This window comes from Lysinibacillus sp. OL1, from assembly GCF_004332175.1.
GTDB lineage: Bacteria > Bacillota > Bacilli > Bacillales_A > Planococcaceae > Lysinibacillus > Lysinibacillus capsici.
The window spans coordinates 31,542-52,986 of the sequence record NZ_SJDS01000013.1 but is presented as its reverse complement, the minus strand read 5'-3'; the positions used below and the strand labels follow the sequence as shown (position 1 = coordinate 52,986).

Sequence of the window (21,445 nt, the reverse complement as noted above, 5' to 3'; positions counted from 1 at the left end):
CTTCTACAATATGTACTTTTGAAAACTGGACTCGGGCTTTTGTGTATTTCTTTGAATGAATAGTTTTTTTATGTGTGGAGAAACTGTAAAGAAAAGGAGGGTAAAACTTGAGGCTACTAGGAATGACGTTACCTCTCTTAGTTGTTTTATCGCTGTTAAATGGTTGTGCTGAAAAGGAAAAATTTATCGTCTATGGGTCTCCACAAAATGAAAGTGAAGTCGAAACCCTTATAAAAGAAGAAGACTATGTTGATCGCTCAACGGTTATCCAATATGACGATAGTATGCTTATTGCAGTACAAATTAAACCATGGGAAAAGTGGAAAAAAACTAAGTTAGAGAAAAAATTGCAAAAGAAATTTGAAGAGAAATATCCAAACAAAGATGTGTTTGTCTCCGCTGATTACAAAATTTTTTATGAAGCCAATAAAATAAAAAAGGATCAGATGGAAGATAATAAATTAAGCGATAAAATTACAGAACTAAAAGAGCTTGCAAAGGAGGAGACATAAATGGAAAAAGAGCAATATCAACAGTTAGAGCAAAATGTTACACCAAAGCCCCCTTATTTAAAGAATGTAGCAAAAGCCTTTTTCGTTGGCGGTTTTATTTGTGCAATTGGTCAAGCTGTGTCTCTTTTTTATATTATTTTCTTCAATTTTACAGAGGCAACAGCAGGAAATCCAACTGTTGCAACGATGGTATTTTTCGCCATGATATTAACAGGTCTTGGCCTTTATAAAAGAATTGGTCAATTTGCTGGGGCTGGATCGGCAGTTCCAGTAACAGGCTTTGGGAATGCTGTTATTTCGGCAGCTATCGAGCATCGTTCTGAAGGGCTAGTCTTGGGAGTTGGCGGAAATTTATTTAAATTAGCAGGATCAGTTGTTTTATTTGGCGTAGTGTCAGCATTTTTTGTAGCGCTCATTAAATATATCCTCGTAACGATAGGAGTGGTTTCATGGTAATTGTATTTCAATCGAAACCCTCTCTTTTAGCTGGTGGAGTGGTAGCGGGTCCTTTAGAAAATCGGAGTGTTTTTAGTCAGTATTTTGACTCCGTTTATGATGATGAACGTTGGCAAATGAAAACAAATGAACAGGGTCATCGCAAAATGATTGAAGAAGCTTGTGAATACGCTATGAAAAAAATGGGCGTGCAAAAAGGTGATATCAATTATTTAATGGGCGGAGATTTAGTCAATCAAATGACACCAACTAATTTTGCCGCTAGGGATTTAGAAATCCCTTTTATTGGACTATTCTCTGCATGTGCCACTTCCGTATCTTCAGTCATTATTGCATGTCTGTTAACTGAGTTAGGTGCTGCTAATTTTTCATTAGCAGGTGCCTCTAGTCAACATAATGCAATTGAACGCCAATTTCGTTACCCCATCAATTATGGCGCTCAAAAACCGCAAACAGCCCAGTGGACTGTAACTGCTGCTGGTTATGCGTTAATTGGGAAGCATCGCGAGGAATATCCTTCTATAGAAGCGGCAACAATTGGCAAGTCTGTTGACTATGGTATGGATGATCCTTTCCATATGGGTGCTGCAATGGCACCTGCTGCTTTCCAGACGATTCAATCTCATTTACAACAGAGAAATCAAAAAATTTATCATTACGATTTAATTTTAACAGGCGATTTGGGACAGCTTGGCTTAAAGCTATTGAAAGGTATGCTTGTGGAAAATGGCGTAAAAAATGAAGAGCTCTCATTATTACGTGATGCAGGTGCTGAATTTTATGGACAGGATGAAGCATTCCAATCTGGTGCAAGTGGAGCAGGCTGTTCGGCAGCTGTTTTTTTTAGTTATGTTATTCAACAAATGCGTGCAGGAAGCTATAAGCGAGTTTTACTAGTAGCAACGGGGGCGTTATTATCTCCGCTATCCTATCAGCAAGGCGAGACGATTCCATGTACAGCACATGCGATAGAAATTACGATGAAATGAGGCAAAAAACATGGTTATGACTTTTGTATTTGCATTTATTGTTGGAGGCATTATTTGTGTCATAGGCCAATTATTAATGGATGTTGGTAATTTAACACCGGGCCATACACTAAGTACGTTAGTGGTTGTAGGTGCGATTTTGGATGGTATGGGCTTATACGAGCCATTAATTAATTTTGCTGGAGCAGGGGCGACAGTGCCCATTACATCCTTCGGGAATTCATTAACACATGGTGCTTTGGCAGAGGCGGAAAAACATGGACTTGTTGGCGTATTAACAGGCATGTTCGAAGTAACAAGCTCAGGAATCAGTGCTGCTATTGTGTTCGGCTTTATTGGTGCCTTAATATTTAGACCAAAAGGGAATATTGACTAGACGAATACCCCTCCCATTTTTACGACCGAAACATATTATAGGTTGTAGAAGGGAGGGGTGCTTTTATGGGATACCAAGGCTGGGGCTCACAACCGTACGGAAATAACGTTGGTGGGTGGAACAATAGCTACTGCGGAGGATACTCTGGAGGCAACAACAACTATGGTTATGGTTCTACATTTGTTCTAATTGTTGTACTATTCATTCTATTAATTATTGTTGGCGCTACTTACATCTAATTTGATGAACATAATAAAGGCTTTAGCTTTTATTTAGGAAATTCTAAATAAAGTTAAGGCCTCCACCATTTGCGAAATGTTTCGTGCAAGACGCAAGGTCATTTTGAGTTTTAATGATAGGAGGGAAAACATGCATCGCTCGTTTTTTAATTCGATTGAGCAAAAAACAGGTGTATCGATGGATGAAATCTTCGCATTAGCCAATGCCATTCAACATGCGGATTTTACCAGTGAAAAACAAGTAAGAAAAATTGTACGACGTGTTGCTAAAATATCTAACAGATCGATTACGCAAGAGTTAGAAGATAAATTAGTACAATCTATTATTCAAGATGGAGCATCACTAGATTTCGATAAAATCACTAGAATGATGAAGTAGCGCATGGCATATCTACTTGGCAATGCAGCTTGTTACGATAGAGTAGATGAATGGTGGCAAGCGAATTCGTCTCATAAAAAAGGGGTGTTACGACATTATAAATATCGTAACACCCTTTCATTAAATATTTTTCTCCATAGCACGGTGGGGAATACCTGCATCCATAAACTCAGGTGAGGTAACTGTAAAGCCTAGCTTTTCGTAAAAGGGAATTGCATAGCTTTGTGCATGAAGTTTTAAGGTTTTTTTATTGATGGAAATGGCATGCTTCTCCATTTCCTTCATGATTAACGCGCCTAATTTTTTGCCGCGTTGAGATTGTAAAATACAAACACGCTCAATTTTAGCTGTATTGTTGTCAATACTGCGTAAACGTGCTGCACCTACAGGCTCATCGTTATCATACATAATGAAATGTGTTGCAGTTGCATCCTCAGCATCACATTCTAGATGAAGCGGAACACCTTGCTCTTCAACAAATACTTTTTTGCGAATAGCAAAGGCATCATCGTGTTCTTGCTTTGTTTCAACAATTTTAACGTTATACAACAATCACTCAGCTCCAGACAAACGGAATGTTTCGTAAGTTGTCCATGAACCATCTTCTAATTGATATAAAAGATGAATGCGATCAATTGTATCTTTTTCATCAACGCCTGTCATGCGTAATTGACCAAAAATATCATCATGCTCTGAATCTGACATTTTTTGAGCGATTGTAATGTGTGGAACAAATACATGCTTCATTTCCCCATAAGGGATTTTTTCTTGAAGTTCATGTTGAAATGCTGCTAATTGTTCTGTTGGTTCAATGCGGAAGTAAATCGCATTTGTTGTAGGGAAAAACGAACTAATGCGAGATGCATGAATGTTTAAAGGTGCATATTTAGCAGCAAATTCATCTAATTGCTTGACGATGGTTTGAATCTCTTCTTCAGACGCATCGAAGCTGTCTTTTAATGTCATATGCGGTGTAATCTTTGCATAATGAGGATCGTATCGTTTGCGATAAGTATTCGCTAAATCTTGCAATTTTTTTGATGGAAATGCCACAATACCGTACTTCATAGTCCATTACCTCCCGAAAATAAACAATTTTTCTCATTAAGTATAACAGAAATTTCAGTTTTCGTAATTTGAATCGCCTAATATTAATTGAAATTTTCAATTAATGCACGACGAAGGTCTGGTTTCCAATATTTCCATGTATGATTGCCATCAAACTCGTCATAAAATGTAGTAAACCCTTTATTTATCATGAGATCATGCAATTGACGATTAGGTGTTAAAAAATCTTTGATGGTTTTATCCATTGTCACAACCTGATCTTCGCCTTTACCGACGATATGGTAGATAGAAATAGATCCTGGATCTTTAAAATTTTCCACAGCCTTTAATACATCCTCATCTACATAAGGGGATTGTAGTATGACTTTGCCAAAGATACTTGGATATTTTAAAGCAGCCATTAAGGAAGCAGTAGCAGCCATAGAGTCACCAATCACTCCACGACTCATACCCATTTGGTAAGTGGCATACTCCTGATCTAAATACGGCACTAGCTCATGTGCTAAAAAGCGAAGATAGGCTTCATGTTGCTCACCGCTCGGGATATATTTATGACGTCGATCTTTTATGTCTTTGTAAGGAACAAATGCAATAATTAAATTTTCGATTTCATAGTCATCAATCAGTTCATCAGCTAGCTTGGTAATACCACCAAGCTGGAAATAATCTTTACCGTCTGATGCGATTAAAATATTGTATTTATATAGTGGAGAATAATTTGCAGGAACATAAATATAGAGCTGTAATTCTTCCTGTAATGACTCACTGTAAAATGTTAAATCCTGTACTGTTCCCTTATCCAATGATGACACTCCTTCTTGTGTTTGTAACAAAATTGTACCATATTACGTAAGTAAAGGTATAATAGGTTGGGCTAGCATTATACTAGCAATAAAAATCGAAATGAGGGTTAATTATGCATAATAAAAGTATTCGTGTGCACTCTGACGAAGTAGCAAAGGCAGCTCAAGCCGCGTTAATTCGTAGAGGTGTAGCGATAGAGGATATCGCTGAAATTGTTTACGAAATGCAAAAAACCTATAATGAAGGTTTAACACTAGAGCATTGTGTTCATTCTGTTGAACGTGTATTACGTAAGCGAGAAGTGCAACATGCTTTATTAGTAGGAATTGAATTAGATGAATTAGCAGAGAAGAAGTTATTATCTTCACCACTACAACAAATTATCGAATCAGATGAAGGTTTATTTGGTGTAGACGAAACAATTGCACTAGGATCTGTATTTACATATGGCAGCATTGCCGTTACCACTTTTGGTCACTTAGACAAGCAAAAAATAGGGATTATCAAAAAACTAGATACAGAACCTGGACATCATGTCAACACGTTCTTAGATGATTTGGTTGCTAGTATAGCAGCTTCAGCGGCTTCACGTATTGCACATCGTATGCGTGATTTAGAAGAGGAAGGCGAAACATTTGCTGATATCGAACCTGAAGAGCTAGGGCCAAAGCCAAAATCACATAATGAAATATAAAATGAGTTTCTTCCATTAAAAAAGAGCCTTCTCAAATTTTTTGAGAAGGCTCTTTTTTGTATTACTTATGATCATTATATGCTTTTACAAATTCTTTTACTTTTTCGCTGTCTGCTTCAAGTTTTAAACCTGTATCAATTAATGGAGAAACTGTGGATACAGCTGGTTTTTTATTGCCTTGATAATAGCTAATGAATTCATCTTGGTTAATAGAGTATAGAATTGCTTTACGTAAATCTGCTGAATCAGACACCGCACGGCCAGATGTATTCATTTGTAGGTACGACACAGCATTACTATCTGCCGTGTTTAATGTTAGTTTAGCATCTGATTTAACAATATCCAGTTTTGTTTCTGGTACTGTTTGTAGAACATGAATTTCACCATTACGTAATGCAGATAGGGCGCTATCGACATCAGAGATAAAACGGACATTGATTTTAGCAATTTTTGGCTCATATTCGCTGCCAGCTCGATAAGCAGGATTTTTCACAAACTGTGCTTCATAATCATTTTTATTCACTAAAATGTAAGGACCACTTGCATATAATTGGTTATTGAATGTAGCTGAACCTTCCGTTACAGTAGCTTGATCACCATAGACAATGTCCTTGTCAGGGTTGTAGTTAGCCACATCATACGTATTAATACTTGTTACTTGTTTTTCAGATACGATACCACCAGATTGGTGGGCTAAATAGTTTAATACTTGTGGGAAAGGTGTAGGTGTTGTAATTTTAATAACTTGGTATGCACCTGCTGCATTATTAACAGCACCTTTATCTTTTGCTAATTGCGCTACAGAAGCAGGTAGATTTTGTGATAATGCTTCTAAAACGGATTGCTCAGAGCCTGCTACTTTTTTATTTTGTAATTCAGTTAAATCAGAAACGATTTCGACTGTTTCAATGTTTTCATGAATGCTGTAAGTACGATGATCTGGTACTGAATTAGCGTCTTTCGCACGGTTTAATGAGAAGACTACATCTTCAGCTGACACTAATTCACCTGTATCAACAGCTGCACCATCTTTCACTGCTGCAAAATTAATATCATCGCGTAAAAGGAAGTAATATTCTTGATTACCTTCAGCCATTACATGGTTATAAGATAATGAACCATCTGACACAACTTCATCAGTGTCTGTTAAGTTAACAAGACGAACATACATATTTGTGTTTAATGTGTTGATTGAACCATCATTCCCTTTGATCGGGTCTAGTGAAGTAAGAGAATTGATTGTTTGGTGTAAAATTAAAGGTTCTGTTGCATTTTTAGATGTATCATTAAATTCTATTTTTTCCCAGACCTGTGCACGAGATTTTGGTAAAAGTACTGTTTTAGGGTTTACAAGTTCAGAGTAGATACCTTGGTACTTATTGGAAATATATAAAGGTGCAATATAAGCTTGATCGAATACTAATAATTGTTCTAAATCTTTATATTTAGCTGCTGCTTCTTCACCAGTCAATGTGCTCGCTTCATCAATCAGCGCATCTAGTTTTGAATCTGCCACCACACTGTAGTCACCGCCAGTTTTAAATAAACCACGAACAGCATAATCAGGGTTCCCTGTAACTGTCGTCCAGCTTGAAAGAGCAAGGTCATAGTTACCTGCTTCTTTTTGAGCAGAGAAAGAACCGTAATCTGGTTGAATATTTAGCTTTACATCAAAACCATTTTTTACTAATTGGTCACGTACAATGTTCATGTCTTCTTCAGAAGCTGCCATTCCTAATACTTCAATGGCAATTTTGTCATTGCTCTTGTCACTATCTTTTGAATCTTTACCGCCTTCTACGTCAGTTTTTGTTTGTACACAGCCAGCCAAAGCTAGTACTGCAACGAATAAAAATACAAGTAATTTCTTCATAGTTACCTCCGATTAATTTGTTTTTGGATCTAAAGCATCTCGTAAACCATCTCCTAAGAAATTAAAGGAGAGGACAAGAAGCATAATACAAAGACCTGGGAAAATAGCGACATATGAATGTGTTTCCAGGTACGTACTACCAACTTTTAAAATATTGCCCCATTCGGGAATATGTGGCTCAATACCAAGCCCTAAAAAACTCAAGCTACTTGTTGAAATAACAGCTCCGCCAATCGTTAATGTTGCTTTCACAATCATTGGTGCTAAAGAATTGGGGACAATGTGCTTGAAAATAATAGCTGCATCAGATGCACCTAAAGCTCTAGCCGATTCTACAAACTCATAATTAGCAAGCTGCATAACATTTGCCCGCATTGTACGGGCATAGGTTGGAATGGCTCCAACACTAAGTGCAATAATTAGATTTACCGTATTAGCACCAAATGCAGCAATAATAGCAATGGCTAACAATATCCCAGGAATGGCATATAAAATATCGAGACTTCGCATGATGATATTATCAGTGGATTTACCATAATAGCCTGAAAATGCTCCTAATGCGCCCCCAATAACTGCGGGGATAATCGTGGAGAAAAATCCGACGATTAATGATATTTGTGCCCCAAACACAATACGAGAAAATAAATCTCGACCATAATTATCTGTGCCTAGTGGATATTCTAATGTCGGTATTTGTAGCAATGCTCCATAATTATTTTCAGTAGCGAAATCATAGTCGAAAGTCCAAGAACTTGTAACGGATAACGAGAACATGAAAATAATGAAGAATAAGCCGAAAACAGCCATTGTATTGCGTAAAATCTTCTCCCATATTTTTTGCCATTTCTCAATAGAAGATGGATTTGCTTTTCGAGCCTTTTGGATGAGGCTATATCCTAGTAAAGTCGCAAATAGATTACCAGTGAAAGTCGCCAATAGGAGGACAATACCTGGAATAAGCATCCATTTAGGTGCCTCAGTTGCTGTAACATACTTTGTACATAAAATGGCCATCACGATATAAAGAAGCGAGAGTACTAGGAAAACGCTCATTGCTAGTAAAAACGTATCTGTTACATATGGCTTAAATAAATTCAATGCTGCAATACCTAAGATAAATAGCTGTGTTATAAAGGCATAGGCAGCAAAAGTATATTCTGCAGTCTTTCTTTTTGACACAAGCATAAATGCAAAGGATGTCGAAAAAATATTGCCTGACAGTATCGTTATTAAAAGGGGATAGCCAAACATTCGAGTATTATTTTGAATGGCACCATGCGTTGCTAAATCCCTTTTAATTCGTAAATTGACGAAGGCAACATATGCCGTAATAATGGCATAAATAACAAAAAGAAGCAGAACCACTGGTCGCCAGCTATTGCTGGAAAAATTATAGCTATAGGCTAGAAATAGTAAAGAAAACAGTAAGGAAAAGACAAAAGTAAAATGAGAATTGACATATTCCTGTGTAATCTTCAAGAGTAGTTTGACATGTAAGATGTTTTTCACAGGTGATCCTCCTTTAAGACTTCTTCATTTTCGAGCGAATGCGTGGATCAAAAAAGGCATACATGATATCAATGAATAAATTGACAATCGAAATGGTGATGGCGATATAAACAACGCCGCCAAGAATGGCCGGAATATCAGGGATAAATTGTTTATCGACGATATAGCTACCAATCCCACTAATGTTGAATACCTTTTCTGTTACAGATGCGCCTCCCAACATACCTCCAAAAAGAAGTCCAATCACCGTAATAATCGGAATCATAGCATTACGAATGGCATGTTTTGAAATCACTTTGAATTCATTTAAGCCCTTAGCTTTTGCTGTAATAATGTAATCCTCATGAATCACCTCAAGCATACTTGACCTTGTCATCCTAGCAATAGATGCCGTAATGGATGTTCCTAAGACGACAATTGGCATGATGAGCGATAGCCAATTATGAGGATTATAGGTAGCTGGAAACCATTGTAGCTTTAGAGCAAATGTCAAAATAAAAATTAAACCTTGCCAAAAGCTTGGGATGGATAAGCCAATTAAAGCAATGAACATAAATGTGTAATCCAAATATGAGTTTGGACGAACAGCTGAAATAATCCCGACTGGAATGGCAATAGCAATAGCCATTAGCAACGACAATACGGCAATTTCAAGAGTGACAGGAAATTTTGTAGCAATGCTATGTGTGATATCTTCTTTACCTGCAAAGGATGTACCTAAATCAAATGTAAATAGACCGGATAATGCGTTCCATAGCTGTGATAAATAAGGTTGATCCAAACCATGAATGCGATTAAAGTTTTCTATTTGCACAGGTGTTGCTTCAACTCCGAGTATGTTTCTTGCTGGATCAAAAGGTGATAAATATAAAATGGTAAACACTAATGTAGCCACACCAACAATCACAATGAAGCTTTGTAAAATACGTTCAATGATAAATTGCAGAAATGGATTCGCAAATAAGATAAGTACTACATAAAATAAAACAGCTGGTAGAAAGGTAAGAGCCACAAAACGTTTGTTAGTTAGTTGCTGATTAAAAAATTGGGCATAGGATAGTTGTTGTATGTCCTCTTTTTGTAAATCCTGATCCACTTGCTGCTGAAGCTTCCTTTGAGCTAAGTGCTTGGCTGTGAGCTGAATTTGTGATTCCAATACAGCCTCTTTAAAAAATGTAGCTTTTGCTATTTCTTGTTGCTCAAATTCCTTTTGCCACTGGGCAACCAATCCATGCTCTATATAGTACTGACTACGCAATGCAAAAGCCTGATCATAAGTGTTTGAAAGTTTCCTTTTCCGATAGATAAAGTATGTAAAAGGGTGAACTAAAATACTAAAAAGAAAAAGAAGTAGATGATAAGGCTTTTGATGCATTAGTTTTTGATAAACCGTAGAAAAGAAAATAAATTTCTCGGGTTTTAAATGATTTTTTGAAGTAACCATGCATTTCCTCCAAACGTAAATAAAATATTCAGCATTATATTGTATAATTCCTATCAGTATTGTAAAGTATGGATTATACTTGAAAGTAAGTCAATCACAAATTTTAAAAAGGATGGGTCGAATGAGTGAAAAGCTTTTAGAAATCAATAATCTTCGCGTATCCTTTATCACAGGGGAGACAGAATTTGAAGCAGTTAAGGACGTTAGCTTCCATTTAAATAAAGGTGAAACACTAGGAATTGTGGGAGAGTCTGGAAGCGGGAAAAGTGTAACGGCTCGCTCCATTATGCGTTTATTACCATCGCCACCTTCATTTTTGAAATCTGGCTCAATTGTGTTTAAGGGGCAAGAACTCACTGAATTTAATGAAAAACAAATGGAAGGGATACGTGGACAAGATATTAGTATGATTTTCCAAGATCCGATGACATCCACAAACCCTACTATTCGAATAGGTGATCAAGTGGCTGAAAGTTTAATCAAGCATCAGTCAATGTCAAAAACCGAAGCCTATCAACAAACAATAGAATTATTAAAACTGGTTGGTATTAGAGATGCAGAAGAACGGTATCGACAATACCCTCATGAATTTTCAGGTGGTATGCGTCAACGCGTAATGATTGCTATGGCGCTTGCTTGTAATCCCTCACTGCTTATTGCAGATGAGCCAACAACAGCACTGGACGTTACTATTCAAGCTCAAATCCTAAAATTGATGCGCGATATGCAAAAGAAAATGGGAACGTCTATTATTTTAATTACACACGATTTAGGCGTTGTTGCAGGTATGTGTGATCGCATCATAGTGATGAAAGAAGGAGAAATAGTTGAACAGGGCACAACAGAAGAAATTTTTGCAAATGCCCAACATCCGTATACCCAGAAATTATTGAATGCCTTACCAAAACTGCATGAGAAAAAGCAGCCAAAAGAGATTGCTACTATTCAACCAGGTATCGATCGACATAAGCCGTTAATAGAAGTGACCCATCTATCCAAAGAATTTCCATTAGGTCGTGGTCAAACGTTGAAAGCAGTGAATGATTTATCGTTCTATATATATCCTGGTGAAACATTGGGCTTGGTTGGTGAATCTGGTTCAGGTAAATCGACTACAGGTAGGACGATTCTTCAACTTCATCAACCTACAAATGGAGAGGTTCTCTATCAAGGGATACCTGTAACAAGGCTATCGAAAAAACAGCTAAAGGCAATGCGTCGCCATATGCAAATTATTTTCCAAGACCCCTATTCATCGTTAAATCCTCGCAAAAAAATCTTAGACATTATTGGCGAGGCTCTAGATATTCATGGTCTGGTGAAGACACATGAGGAGAGGCGACAACGGGTAGAGGAATTGCTTGAACTTGTTGGTTTGAAAAAAGAGCATGCCATGCGTTATCCTCATGAATTTTCAGGAGGTCAGCGTCAACGAATTGGTATTGCGAGAGCATTGGCGGTTGAGCCAAACTTTATTGTTTGTGATGAACCCTTATCGGCACTGGATGTTTCCATTCAAAGGCAGATTGTTGATTTATTAAAAGAATTACAACAAAAGCTTGGATTGACGTATTTATTTATTGCCCATGATTTATCCATGGTAAAGCATATCAGCGATCGTGTAGCCGTCATGTATGGTGGAAAGATTGTAGAACTGGCAGAAAGTGAAGAGCTATACGCTAACCCACAACATCCATATACACGTGCATTATTACGTTCTATTCCTATTCCAGATCCTGCAATAGAGAAGCAGAAATATAATGAAGCTGAACATGCAGAAGATGTGAAAATACGTTATGAGGTAGAAAATAGTCAACTAGTAGAGGTTACTCCTAATCATTGGGTAGCTGTGAATAGATGATAGCTTGAATGTAGTAGCTTGATATTTTACAATAGAAACATCGTGTAACTTGTCATCTTCTTGATGATGAGGTGCACAACTTATACGAATCGTAAGTATAAGAAATGATGATTAGTTGTGAGGGGCCTACTACATGAAAATGCAAGACATAAAAACATTAATAACAAGTGGTACGATTATTTTGGCTGTAGCATTGTACATGATATTTGGCAGATCACCTGCGGAAGATCAAGATACTAAATCAGTTACAGATCAGCAAGGTACTATTACCATTGAACAAGTGGAAGAAAAAACAGGTAATAAACGCTTTGAGATAGACTATATTAAAGCATATGATGGGGATACGATTCAGGCGACAATTAATGGTGAGAAACGAAAAATTCGTCTATTAATGGTGGATACTCCTGAAATGAATTACAACAAAGGTGGCGCTCAGCCATATGCGGAAGAAGCAAAAGAGTATACGATCAATTTATTGGAAAGGGCTAATAAAATTGAAGCTGTCTATGATGTTGGACCAGAAACAGACAATTATGATCGCCTTCTAGCCTACGTGTTTGTAGATGATGTCTTATTACAGGAATCTTTATTAAACGAAGGGCTTGCAGTTGTACGTTATATTCATAAGCCAAACAATACATTTGAAGATGCATTTGGAGCTATTCAACAAAAAGCTCAGAATGCAAAATTAAATATTTGGTCACATAAGGATTACTTCCAAAAAGATGGTTTTCACCCTGAAATAGTTCAATAATTTATAAATTCTTTACTATATGCTTTTAATTTTAGCTAGGAAGCTGCTGCCAGTATCTTATAGGTAGCAGCTTCCTATTTTAAATTTCCTATTCAAAAGCTTTTGGCATGGTGAGAGGTCAAGGTCGTCTCTCTGTATGTAATGCATGATATTGGTCGTAAAAATCTACTGTAGAGGTTCAGTACACGGTTGCGGAGAAGGCGATCTCACAAAGGAAAGCAAGCAGCCAACCAGGAATGTTTTATTTTCCAAAAAACGGAAGATAGCTACTGATAAATGAAAAAATCATTTTTATGAATGTTGACAATCAATATGATAATGATTATCATTATCATATAAAGAATATTCCTTGTTCTACAATACAGTGTAGAGAGGATGAACTTTAGCTACTTTTCTCCAGAAGTTTGCTAGTTCATGATTACGCTCCTGAAACCCCCCTCATTTTTGGGAACGTTAAAAAATGTAGACGGCTCATTCTATTATAGAATGAGCCGTCTACAATCTGAATCTATTTACTAATGAGTAGTAAATGGGTTCTCTTTTTATGCTTGTACATCTTTCGTCCATTCGGCTACTTTATCTTGATTGTTAGCAATCCATTTTTTCGCAGCATCTGTGGCACTCATGCCTTCCATTATATCAAACATTACACTTTCTATATCTTCAGCACTCCAGTTGAAACGGTCAAGGACACTATAGGCTTCAGGGGCATCCTCTTTGAAACCATTCCGCGTAAAAGTGCCAATATATTCTTCTGTTCCATACAAACCTTTGGGGTCATCTAAGTATTTTAAATCATAGGCATTAAAGATCCAGTGTGGTGACCAGCCCGTGATGATGATTTCTTCATTATTAGAGATAGCTTGACTGAGGGCTGCGGTCATTGCACCAGCAGACGAGGTCAATACATTCCAACCTTCCAGATTCTTATATTCCTTATAGGCATTTTCTGTCGTAGCCATCATATTAGCTCCTGGTTCAATGCCTGTAATGGTTTGATTAGCTTGGGTTGTTAAATCTTCAATAGAATCGACATCCATATAACTTGGTACAACCAAACCAATCTTAGCACCAGTTAGGTTTTCTCCTAAGTTCTCTATCTTATTGTTGTATTTTTCTACTTGTGGGGCATGTGTTTGTGGCAACCAAGCAGATACCATACCATCGACCTCTCCGTTTGCAAGTGCTTCCCACATAATCCCATTGTCTAAAGGTGTCAGTGTTACCTTATATCCTAAATCTTCTAGTACTTGTCCTACTACATGTGTAGATGCAACCTCAGTATCCCATTCAACATATGCTAAATTGATTTCACCTTTATCCGTATTCTTTGTGTCCTCATTTTCCGAACCACATGCAGTTAACACAATAAGGCATATAAATGCTATGCCTATTTTCAATAACTTGATGAGTTTCATAGTACATCTCCTTTCTATTATTTCTTACATAAACGTATAAATATTAACAAGTAACAACTTAATTCTATAAACAAGTTGTCACTTTTGTCAAATTGATGGTTTAGTCATACCGTGTTAAAAAGATGGAACATAATCAACTAAACTTCGTTGTGCCCATTAATTTTTTTATTATTGACATACGATAGGTGAAAATGGAGTCGGAAATTTGAGGAGGCATAGTATGCATTGGATTACAATTATCTTAATAGGAATTGCTGCGAATTTAGATAACTTGGGGATTGGTCTAGCCTATGGAGTTAAACAAGTTAAAATTCCAATTTTATCAAATGCTGTGATTGCTATTATGTCGATGATTGTCACATATGTCGCAGTAACAGCTGGTAGCACAGTTGTTGAGTATATTTCACCGCATACTGCCAATTTACTAGGGAGTTTACTACTGTGTGTGATTGGTCTATGGACTTTGATGTCCAATAATTTTTCTAATCAGCGGATAGCAGGAAATCCCGAATTATTTGATGAAGATAAAAATCTAGTGATCTCAACAAGAGAAGCAATGGCACTTGGCTTTGTCTTGTCAGCGAACTGTTTAGCAGGAGGTATTGCAATAGGCGCAAATGGCATCTCAGCCCTTTGGACAGTCATTTCCATCGGCGTATTTTCCTTTATCACAGTTGGAGTGGGAAGTAGATGTGGCTCTTTACTAGCAAAAACGTTTATTGGCAAGCATTCTACAGCAATATCAGGGTGGCTACTTATCATGATTGGTATTTTTGAGGTTTTTGCAAAATAATTTATTGCTACGCTTAAATATTACCAAATATTGGTGATATTCTTTTTATTACATAGAGAGGGATGTACCGATGACTCGGACATCTTTTTTTATGTTTTAAAAATTTATTTTTAATTACTTGACGTAACTAAATTATTAATATATAGTAGGTTACAGAAAGTAATTAAAAACTTTTCATAAGCTAAGATGTAAACAAATAAGTAACTACAAATGTTTATCCTATCCAATTTTGGGTAACATAAAAGATGTAGTTGCTTCATATTTTAAAATATATCTCGAAATCGAGATAAAATCAACCAATTGGAGGAATTTATAATGGCAAAATGGAACATTGATTTAGGACACTCAGCAATTAACTTTCAAGTAAAACACATGATGGTATCAAAAGTTAAGGGTGTATTTGACAATTACTCAGCAGATATCGAAGCAGCAGATCTTGCAGATTTAACAACTGCTACTATTAGTTTTACAATTGATCCAGCGAGCATAAATACACGTAGTGAAGATCGCGATAATCATTTAAAAGCAGCAGATTTCTTTGATGCCGAAAAATATCCAACGATTACGTTTAAATCTACAAACATTGCTAAAAAAGCAGGCGATGAATATGCAGTAACTGGTGATTTAACAATTAAAGACGTTACAAAATCAGTAACATTTGATACAGAATTTAATGGGAAAGGCACAAATCCATGGGGTCAAGAAGTATACGGCTTTGAAGCTGAAACAACAATTAATCGTGAAGACTTTGGTCTAACTTGGAATGCGGCATTAGAAACTGGTGGAGTCCTTGTTGGGAAAGATATTAAAGTAACGGTTGAATTAGAAATTAATCCAGCTTAAAAATAGATAGCTAGGGCATGTTTGAAGTAACCTTCAAACATGCTTTTTATGTAGCTCAAAATAGATCCTTATGGAATGAAGCAATCTAGCAAAAAGAATTTGAGAAAAATTACCAGTAAATAAGTTTCTTGCATATTTTTAGTAATTACTGCATATAAATCATCATATTGTTTTTGGGGGCGATAGGATGAATGTATTAGTGACAGGCGGCTATGGTTTTATTGGCAGTGCAGTAGGTAGGCGTTTTTTTGAAGAAGGTGCAACGGTTTATATTATTGATAATTTAAGTACAGGGCATCTACGGAATGTTGACTTTGAGCATAAATCCTATCTTTTAAATGTTGAGGATGAGGTTTGCGAGCATCTCTTTAAGGAAATAAACTTTGATGTGGTCGTCCATTGTGCAGCGCAAACGAGCGTGCAGCAATCTATCCAGGAGCCAGTAAAGGATATTTTGACAAATATAGTTGGACTTAGCCAAATGCTTTTTTTATCATCGAAGTATAAGGTACAGCACTTTGTCTTTGCCTCCTCAGCAGCTGTTTACGGGGATAGTCACTATCCTCCATTAGAGGAATCAGATGTCTGTGAACCAATATCTATGTACGGATTAAACAAGAGCATTGGCGAAACCTACTGTGAGAAATGGCAAAAAGATTATCGTTTGCCCGTTCTTATTTATAGATTTGCCAATGTTTTCGGGCCAAGACAGCAAATGCAAGGTGAAGCAGCTGTGATTCCAAGTATGTTAAAAAGTAGTATGGCAGGTAAACCATTTACAATTTATGGTGATGGTGAACAAACGCGAGATTTTATTTATGTAGACGATATTGCTGATGCTATATACGCAGGTGTATCTGCACGTTTACAAGGCACGTATAATGTATCCACTAATGAGGCTTGGTCTATTCACCAGGTCATCTTACTGCTCCAACACTTAAACCATCCACTTGAAATTCAATATGCTCCAGCACGAGAAGGGGATATTGAGCATTCGTTTTTAAATAATAATAAGTTAGCCAATGCAATTGGTTGGAAGCCTAAAATTTCTTTTGCAGAAGGCATTGAACGTACATTGCATGCGCTACAAAATGAATCATTAGCAGAAATTCAACAAAAAAGTGGATAAAGGGACAATAAAGTAATAAGACATATTACATTGCGTAATATGTCTTTTTCTATGTCTATAGTATAATAATTCATTAAAGAAATGGTTGTGGACGGAGGCTTACATATGCTTGTAGATTTTAGAGTAAAGAATTGTTTAAGTTATAAAGATGATACGTTGTTTTCAATGGTAGCTGGAAGTCGCCTACGAAAATGGAAGGATACCCATACAATTCAGTTTGATACACTTCGTCTTGTAAAAAGCGCATTTATTTTTGGTCCAAATGGAAGCGGAAAATCTAATCTGTTTACGGCTATTAAAGTATTACGTTCCTTGCTTTTTAATTTTGAAAACTTAAATAATGTAAAGCAGTTACGTCTACCCTATCAACCGTTTAAGTTAGGAAGTCAGCAAGACAAACCAACAGAGTTTATGATATCGCTTTTTTTGGACGGAGCTTTCTATGATTATGAAATACAGTATAATGCTTCTCAAGTTCTCTATGAACGTCTTGTGAAAACGAACAAGTCACTGAAGGAAGAGCTATTTGTCAGACAATGGGATGGTACAGAATATTCTTATGAGACATTTCAAACAGCTTCACAGGAATTGACAAAATATACACGTAATAATACAGCCTTTCTATCCGTATTACATGTTTTTAATGATCCAGACGCTTTAAAGATATTCGATTGGTTTTTACATAAAATTCTTTTCCTAGATGAAGCAAATCGGTTATCAAGTCATCCCCTTATTCGTAAACTTGAAGAGGAGCCCTTTAAAAAGGAAGTGATCAAACTGCTAAAAATTGCAGACCTCTCCATTCAAGATGTCACGGCTAGACGTGTGGAACGCAGAGAGAAAAATACAATTGGCTATGAATTTGATTCGCCTGAGGTGATTCAAGAAGTAGATATTGATCTACATTATTTATCATTTGATGAAGCAGGTGCACCAATAGGGACAAAAACAATTAATTGGACAATGGATTCTAAGGGCACCGTGCGAATGCTACATTTAGCCTGTGTGATGGTGGATGCTTATAATAAAGGAAAAACCATTTTTATAGACGAATTCGACACAGCCTTCCATGTATCGATTTGTGAGTTTTTAATGGCCATTATGAATAGCAAACGCAATAGCAGTAATCAATTTGTCGTGACAAGTCATGAAATAGAATTACTTGATCAGCCACTACGCGCCGATCAAATTTGGTTTGTTAATAAAAGCTTTAAAAATGAATCGGAACTATATTCCTTATTTGATTTTGCAGATTTACAAAAGAAACGTGGAGATCTTTCTTATGCGAAACGCTATATGAAAGGGGAATTTGGTGCAACGCCTGTCATTAATGAGTATTTATCTGAACAATACTTAGAAGAAGCGGAGGTATCTGAGCAGTGAGAGTACGTCAACAAGGGAGCCGAACACTGCGTAAAACTATTTTAATTTATTGTGAAGGTGAAACAGAACGCATCTATTTTGAACAAATGCGTATTTTAAAGCGCTCTAAGATGGTTAGCGTCAAAATAAAAAACGTTAAACGTTCAGCGATCAAGCTTGCCCAACATGCTTATCGAGATTCCAGCTACCAATACTTTGATGAAGTTTGGATTGTATTTGATAAGGATGATCTAACTGAAAAGCAACTAGAGGAAGTAAATCAATTTTGTGAGGAAAAAAGTATTCATATTGCGTATACAAATGAAGCATTTGAATTGTGGTTACTCTTGCATTTTGAGGAAGTTGATAGTACAGAAAAATATCCCCGTGCTGTCCTCAATGACAAAATGGAACAGCACCTTGGTGTGAGTCGTTATTTCCGGCATAAGGCTGATGAATCCATCATAGCCCCTATTGCATTACGACATGAGGTAGCAATTAAAAATTGCACAGATATGATGGCACTCCGAGAGACAGAGAGCCGTGACAACCCATACTGTAACATACATGAAATGATACGATACATATTTTAAGATTGAGCAGGTTTTCTATTAACAAATAGAAGCCTGTTTTTATCTTTCCATAATGCTTCGTCGAAAGGAAGGCATGTTTCTTTTTCCAAAACATATAGTGTATATGGAGCGAAATTAGTACATGTATGAAAGGGGATTGCGTGGATAACTCAAAGTCGAATCAATCCAAAAATGTAGAAGGAAACCCAAAGGATCATCAATTAGAGCAGTTTCGTGTCGAGAATGAGGGTACGAAAATGACAACGAATCAGGGACTAAGGGTGTCCAATGATGAGGATTCGTTAAAGGCAGGTGTTCGTGGTCCGACAATTATGGAGGATTTTCATCTTAGAGAAAAAATTACCCATTTTGATCATGAGCGTATTCCAGAGCGTGTTGTACATGCCAGAGGTTTTGCAGCACATGGCGAGTTTGAATTATATGAATCCATGTCGGAATATACGAAGGCAAAATTTTTGCAGGATCCGAAAAAGAAGACACCTGTTTTTGTCAGATTTTCGACAGTGGTAGGGAGCTTAGGTTCAATGGACACAGCTCGTGATGTACGTGGGTTTGCCACAAAATTTTATACGGATGAGGGGAATTATGATTTAGTTGGTAATAACATCCCTGTATTTTTTATTCAGGATGCCATTAAGTTTCCCGATTTAATTCATGCCGTAAAGCCTGAGCCTCATAATGAAATGCCACAAGCAGCCTCCGCACACGATACTTTTTGGGATTTTGTAGCCAGTAATCAGGAAATTGCACATATGGTAATGTGGGTAATGTCTGACCGTGCCATTCCTCGAAGCTTTCGTATGATGGAAGGTTTCGGTGTGCATACATTCCGTTTCGTCAATGATAAGGGAAGATCAAGATTTGTGAAATTTCATTGGAAGCCTGTGCTAGGAGTGCATTCTCTTGTTTGGGATGAAGCCCAAATAATTGCAGGGAAGGATCCAGATTTTCAACGAAGAGATTTATGGGAAGCCATCGAAATTGGAGATTATCCAGAGTTTGAGTTAGGCATACAGATACTAGAGCCTGAGGATGAATTTAAATTTGATTTTGATATTTTAGATGCGACTAAGCTTTGGCCGGAGGAACTAGTACCTGTGAAGAAAATTGGAAAGATGACCTTAAATCGCAATGTGGATAATGTCTTTGCTGAAACAGAGCAAGTTGCCTTTCATCCAGGTAATGTTGTGCCTGGCATAGATTTTACCAATGATCCTCTACTACAAGGTCGATTGTTCTCCTATTTAGATACACAATTGATTCGATTAGGTGGACCGAATTTTGCTGAAATTCCTATTAATCGCCCGATTTGCCCCGTGCATAACAATCAACGTAATGGCTTTAGTCGACAGACCATTAATTTAGGCAGGGTAAGCTATCATAAAAATTCATTAGCAAATAATACACCAGCCACCTCTACTGCAAGAGAAGGCGGATATGTTCATTACGAGGAAAAGGTTGAGGGAAGAATTACGAGAGCGCGGAGTAAATCCTTTGACGATCACTTTTCACAAGCAAGGCTATTTTGGAACAGCATGTCTCCACCTGAAAAACAACACATTATCGATGCCTTTAGCTTCGAAGTAGGAAAAGTGAAAAGTAAATCTGTTCGACAGCAAGTAGTGGATATGTTTGTTCATGTGGATAAAGTAATGGCTACCACAGTAGCAGACAACGTTGGTGTTAATCGACCTAATGGTGAGCAGTCTAAGGTAACGGCCTCTTCACCTGCACTGAGCCAAGCCAATACCGTTAAATTGCCTTATACGCTGAAAGTAGGCGTTTTAATTGGTGATGGCTTTGATGCAAATGAAGTCGGGGAAGTATTGAAATATTTAACAAGACAAGGTGTGCGCTATAGCATAATCTCTGATCGACTAGGTGTGGTAATAGGGAATAATGGTGTGCAATTAACGGCTACTGACACATTTATTACAACCGATGCTGTATTATTTGACTCGTTATATGTTGTTGGAGTAAAGGCAAGTAATCAGGCGAAATTCAATACTTATATCGTCAATTATATAAATGAAGCATATCGTCACTTTAAGCCTATAGGATTTGCTGCATCTGGCACAACCTTCTTTAATATGTCGAATGCTAATGTAGGGCCGGGAATCATTTTGGCTACAGGTAATAAAGATTTTCCGAAAAAGTTTGTAGCTGCCATTGCTCAACAACGATTTTGGCAGCGAAATATTTATTAAATCAATGAGCGTCGAATACTCACGAAAGAGAAGCGAATACCCACGGAGAGTAAGCCTCATACCTGCGAAAGAGAAACGAATGCTCATAAACGTTAACAAATAAGTCAAAAGGCCTTTCGTTGTAATGAAAGGCTTTTACTAT

22 protein-coding genes are annotated in these 21,445 nt (G+C 37.0%); 15 read left to right on the top strand and 7 right to left on the bottom strand.

Translation table 11 applies throughout. The annotated features are described in order from the left end of the window. The first annotated feature begins 107 nt into the window (after positions 1-107). The 6 genes from EW028_RS19870 to EW028_RS19845 all read left to right on the top strand — a co-directional run bounded on the left by EW028_RS19870 (position 108) and on the right by EW028_RS19845 (position 2,951). Positions 108-512: a YhcN/YlaJ family sporulation lipoprotein gene (locus EW028_RS19870; RefSeq protein WP_227744986.1), complete on the top strand. Its 405-nt coding sequence runs from the start codon at positions 108-110 to the stop codon at positions 510-512. After that, entirely contained in the window at positions 513-968 is a 456-nt protein-coding gene (gene spoVAC, locus EW028_RS19865) for a stage V sporulation protein AC (RefSeq protein WP_004230957.1), read from the top strand. After that, positions 962-1,957: a stage V sporulation protein AD gene (locus tag EW028_RS19860; RefSeq protein WP_131522064.1), complete on the top strand. Its 996-nt coding sequence runs from the start codon at positions 962-964 to the stop codon at positions 1,955-1,957. Before spoVAC ends, EW028_RS19860 begins: the two co-directional genes overlap by 7 nt. 16 nt (positions 1,958-1,973) lie before the next feature. Beyond that, positions 1,974-2,333 carry a stage V sporulation protein AE gene (gene spoVAE / locus EW028_RS19855; protein ID WP_369700615.1) on the top strand — a complete coding sequence of 120 codons (360 nt, stop codon included), beginning with the start codon at positions 1,974-1,976 and terminating at the stop codon, positions 2,331-2,333. Positions 2,334-2,398: 65 nt separating this feature from the next. Continuing rightward, positions 2,399-2,572, top strand: coding sequence for a YjcZ family sporulation protein (locus tag EW028_RS19850; protein WP_004230967.1), 174 nt, complete (start codon positions 2,399-2,401; stop codon positions 2,570-2,572). A gap of 130 nt (positions 2,573-2,702) precedes the next feature. Then, positions 2,703-2,951 (top strand): stage VI sporulation protein F, encoded by a 249-nt coding sequence (locus EW028_RS19845; RefSeq protein ID WP_004230969.1) that lies wholly within the window; start codon positions 2,703-2,705, stop codon positions 2,949-2,951. A gap of 120 nt (positions 2,952-3,071) precedes the next feature. Here EW028_RS19845 and EW028_RS19840 read toward each other — a convergent pair whose 3' ends face one another. The 3 genes from EW028_RS19840 to EW028_RS19830 all read right to left on the bottom strand — a co-directional run bounded on the left by EW028_RS19840 (position 3,072) and on the right by EW028_RS19830 (position 4,822). After that, the gene (locus tag EW028_RS19840; RefSeq protein ID WP_054549889.1) at positions 3,072-3,500 is read right to left on the bottom strand and encodes a GNAT family N-acetyltransferase; all 429 of its coding nucleotides are present in this window, start codon (positions 3,498-3,500) and stop codon (positions 3,072-3,074) included. Between the two features lie 3 nt (positions 3,501-3,503). Beyond that, positions 3,504-4,019, bottom strand: coding sequence for a YjcG family protein (locus EW028_RS19835; protein WP_131522063.1), 516 nt, complete (start codon positions 4,017-4,019; stop codon positions 3,504-3,506). Positions 4,020-4,102: 83 nt separating this feature from the next. After that, positions 4,103-4,822 (bottom strand): alpha/beta hydrolase, encoded by a 720-nt coding sequence (locus EW028_RS19830; RefSeq protein WP_131522062.1) that lies wholly within the window; start codon positions 4,820-4,822, stop codon positions 4,103-4,105. Between the two features lie 113 nt (positions 4,823-4,935). On the opposite strand from EW028_RS19830, the gene EW028_RS19825 reads away from it, so the two are divergent. Next, positions 4,936-5,517: a phosphatidylglycerophosphatase A family protein gene (locus EW028_RS19825; RefSeq protein ID WP_131522061.1), complete on the top strand. Its 582-nt coding sequence runs from the start codon at positions 4,936-4,938 to the stop codon at positions 5,515-5,517. 61 nt (positions 5,518-5,578) lie between these two features. On the opposite strand, the gene EW028_RS19820 is transcribed toward EW028_RS19825, so the two are convergent. Genes EW028_RS19820 through EW028_RS19810 form a run of 3 tightly spaced genes read right to left on the bottom strand, consistent with a single transcriptional unit; the run spans position 5,579 to position 10,343 of the window. Further along, the gene (locus EW028_RS19820) at positions 5,579-7,390 is read right to left on the bottom strand and encodes an ABC transporter substrate-binding protein (protein WP_131522060.1); all 1,812 of its coding nucleotides are present in this window, start codon (positions 7,388-7,390) and stop codon (positions 5,579-5,581) included. Positions 7,391-7,402: 12 nt separating this feature from the next. Continuing rightward, positions 7,403-8,899, bottom strand: a complete 1,497-nt coding sequence (locus tag EW028_RS19815) for an ABC transporter permease (protein ID WP_131522059.1) — start codon at positions 8,897-8,899, stop codon at positions 7,403-7,405. Positions 8,900-8,912: 13 nt separating this feature from the next. Beyond that, positions 8,913-10,343 (bottom strand): ABC transporter permease, encoded by a 1,431-nt coding sequence (locus EW028_RS19810; protein ID WP_131522058.1) that lies wholly within the window; start codon positions 10,341-10,343, stop codon positions 8,913-8,915. Positions 10,344-10,464: 121 nt separating this feature from the next. On the opposite strand from EW028_RS19810, the gene EW028_RS19805 reads away from it, so the two are divergent. Next, positions 10,465-12,204: an ABC transporter ATP-binding protein gene (locus tag EW028_RS19805; RefSeq protein WP_131522057.1), complete on the top strand. Its 1,740-nt coding sequence runs from the start codon at positions 10,465-10,467 to the stop codon at positions 12,202-12,204. Between the two features lie 133 nt (positions 12,205-12,337). After that, positions 12,338-12,958, top strand: coding sequence for a thermonuclease family protein (locus EW028_RS19800; protein ID WP_131522056.1), 621 nt, complete (start codon positions 12,338-12,340; stop codon positions 12,956-12,958). 542 nt (positions 12,959-13,500) lie between these two features. Here the strand turns inward: EW028_RS19800 and EW028_RS19795 are convergent. Next, positions 13,501-14,376 (bottom strand): glycine betaine ABC transporter substrate-binding protein, encoded by an 876-nt coding sequence (locus EW028_RS19795; RefSeq protein WP_131522055.1) that lies wholly within the window; start codon positions 14,374-14,376, stop codon positions 13,501-13,503. Between the two features lie 220 nt (positions 14,377-14,596). Between EW028_RS19795 and EW028_RS19790 the strand changes: the two genes are divergently transcribed. From EW028_RS19790 to EW028_RS19765, 6 genes are all read left to right on the top strand, one after another. Next, positions 14,597-15,169 carry a manganese efflux pump gene (locus tag EW028_RS19790; protein WP_131522054.1) on the top strand — a complete coding sequence of 191 codons (573 nt, stop codon included), beginning with the start codon at positions 14,597-14,599 and terminating at the stop codon, positions 15,167-15,169. A gap of 315 nt (positions 15,170-15,484) precedes the next feature. Then, positions 15,485-16,012: a YceI family protein gene (locus tag EW028_RS19785; protein WP_131522053.1), complete on the top strand. Its 528-nt coding sequence runs from the start codon at positions 15,485-15,487 to the stop codon at positions 16,010-16,012. A gap of 187 nt (positions 16,013-16,199) precedes the next feature. After that, positions 16,200-17,141, top strand: a complete 942-nt coding sequence (locus tag EW028_RS19780; protein WP_131522052.1) for an NAD-dependent epimerase/dehydratase family protein — start codon at positions 16,200-16,202, stop codon at positions 17,139-17,141. A 105-nt stretch (positions 17,142-17,246) separates the two neighbouring features. Continuing rightward, entirely contained in the window at positions 17,247-18,524 is a 1,278-nt protein-coding gene (locus EW028_RS19775) for an AAA family ATPase (RefSeq protein WP_131522051.1), read from the top strand. Further along, on the top strand, positions 18,521-19,096 hold the full coding sequence (locus EW028_RS19770) for an RloB family protein (RefSeq protein WP_131522050.1): 576 nt from the start codon (positions 18,521-18,523) through the stop codon (positions 19,094-19,096). The genes EW028_RS19775 and EW028_RS19770 overlap by 4 nt, the downstream gene beginning before the upstream one ends. A gap of 125 nt (positions 19,097-19,221) precedes the next feature. Beyond that, on the top strand, positions 19,222-21,303 hold the full coding sequence (locus tag EW028_RS19765) for a catalase (protein ID WP_193767415.1): 2,082 nt from the start codon (positions 19,222-19,224) through the stop codon (positions 21,301-21,303). Positions 21,304-21,445: the final 142 nt, after the last annotated feature.

What these genes read in the sequence shown, in the direction of transcription:
- spoVAC (WP_004230957.1), top strand. Translation starts at nt 513, where the DNA reads ATGGAAAAAGAGCAATATCAACAGTTAGAGCAAAATGTTACACCAAAG.
- EW028_RS19860 (WP_131522064.1), top strand. Translation starts at nt 962, where the DNA reads ATGGTAATTGTATTTCAATCGAAACCCTCTCTTTTAGCTGGTGGAGTG.
- spoVAE (WP_369700615.1), top strand. Translation starts at nt 1,974, where the DNA reads ATGACTTTTGTATTTGCATTTATTGTTGGAGGCATTATTTGTGTCATA.
- EW028_RS19850 (WP_004230967.1), top strand. Translation starts at nt 2,399, where the DNA reads ATGGGATACCAAGGCTGGGGCTCACAACCGTACGGAAATAACGTTGGT.
- EW028_RS19845 (WP_004230969.1), top strand. Translation starts at nt 2,703, where the DNA reads ATGCATCGCTCGTTTTTTAATTCGATTGAGCAAAAAACAGGTGTATCG.
- EW028_RS19835 (WP_131522063.1), bottom strand. Translation starts at nt 4,019, where the DNA reads ATGAAGTACGGTATTGTGGCATTTCCATCAAAAAAATTGCAAGATTTA.
- EW028_RS19825 (WP_131522061.1), top strand. Translation starts at nt 4,936, where the DNA reads ATGCATAATAAAAGTATTCGTGTGCACTCTGACGAAGTAGCAAAGGCA.
- EW028_RS19820 (WP_131522060.1), bottom strand. Translation starts at nt 7,390, where the DNA reads ATGAAGAAATTACTTGTATTTTTATTCGTTGCAGTACTAGCTTTGGCT.
- EW028_RS19810 (WP_131522058.1), bottom strand. Translation starts at nt 10,343, where the DNA reads ATGGTTACTTCAAAAAATCATTTAAAACCCGAGAAATTTATTTTCTTT.
- EW028_RS19805 (WP_131522057.1), top strand. Translation starts at nt 10,465, where the DNA reads ATGAGTGAAAAGCTTTTAGAAATCAATAATCTTCGCGTATCCTTTATC.
- EW028_RS19800 (WP_131522056.1), top strand. Translation starts at nt 12,338, where the DNA reads ATGAAAATGCAAGACATAAAAACATTAATAACAAGTGGTACGATTATT.
- EW028_RS19795 (WP_131522055.1), bottom strand. Translation starts at nt 14,376, where the DNA reads ATGAAACTCATCAAGTTATTGAAAATAGGCATAGCATTTATATGCCTT.
- EW028_RS19790 (WP_131522054.1), top strand. Translation starts at nt 14,597, where the DNA reads ATGCATTGGATTACAATTATCTTAATAGGAATTGCTGCGAATTTAGAT.
- EW028_RS19785 (WP_131522053.1), top strand. Translation starts at nt 15,485, where the DNA reads ATGGCAAAATGGAACATTGATTTAGGACACTCAGCAATTAACTTTCAA.
- EW028_RS19780 (WP_131522052.1), top strand. Translation starts at nt 16,200, where the DNA reads ATGAATGTATTAGTGACAGGCGGCTATGGTTTTATTGGCAGTGCAGTA.
- EW028_RS19775 (WP_131522051.1), top strand. Translation starts at nt 17,247, where the DNA reads ATGCTTGTAGATTTTAGAGTAAAGAATTGTTTAAGTTATAAAGATGAT.
- EW028_RS19765 (WP_193767415.1), top strand. Translation starts at nt 19,222, where the DNA reads ATGAAAGGGGATTGCGTGGATAACTCAAAGTCGAATCAATCCAAAAAT.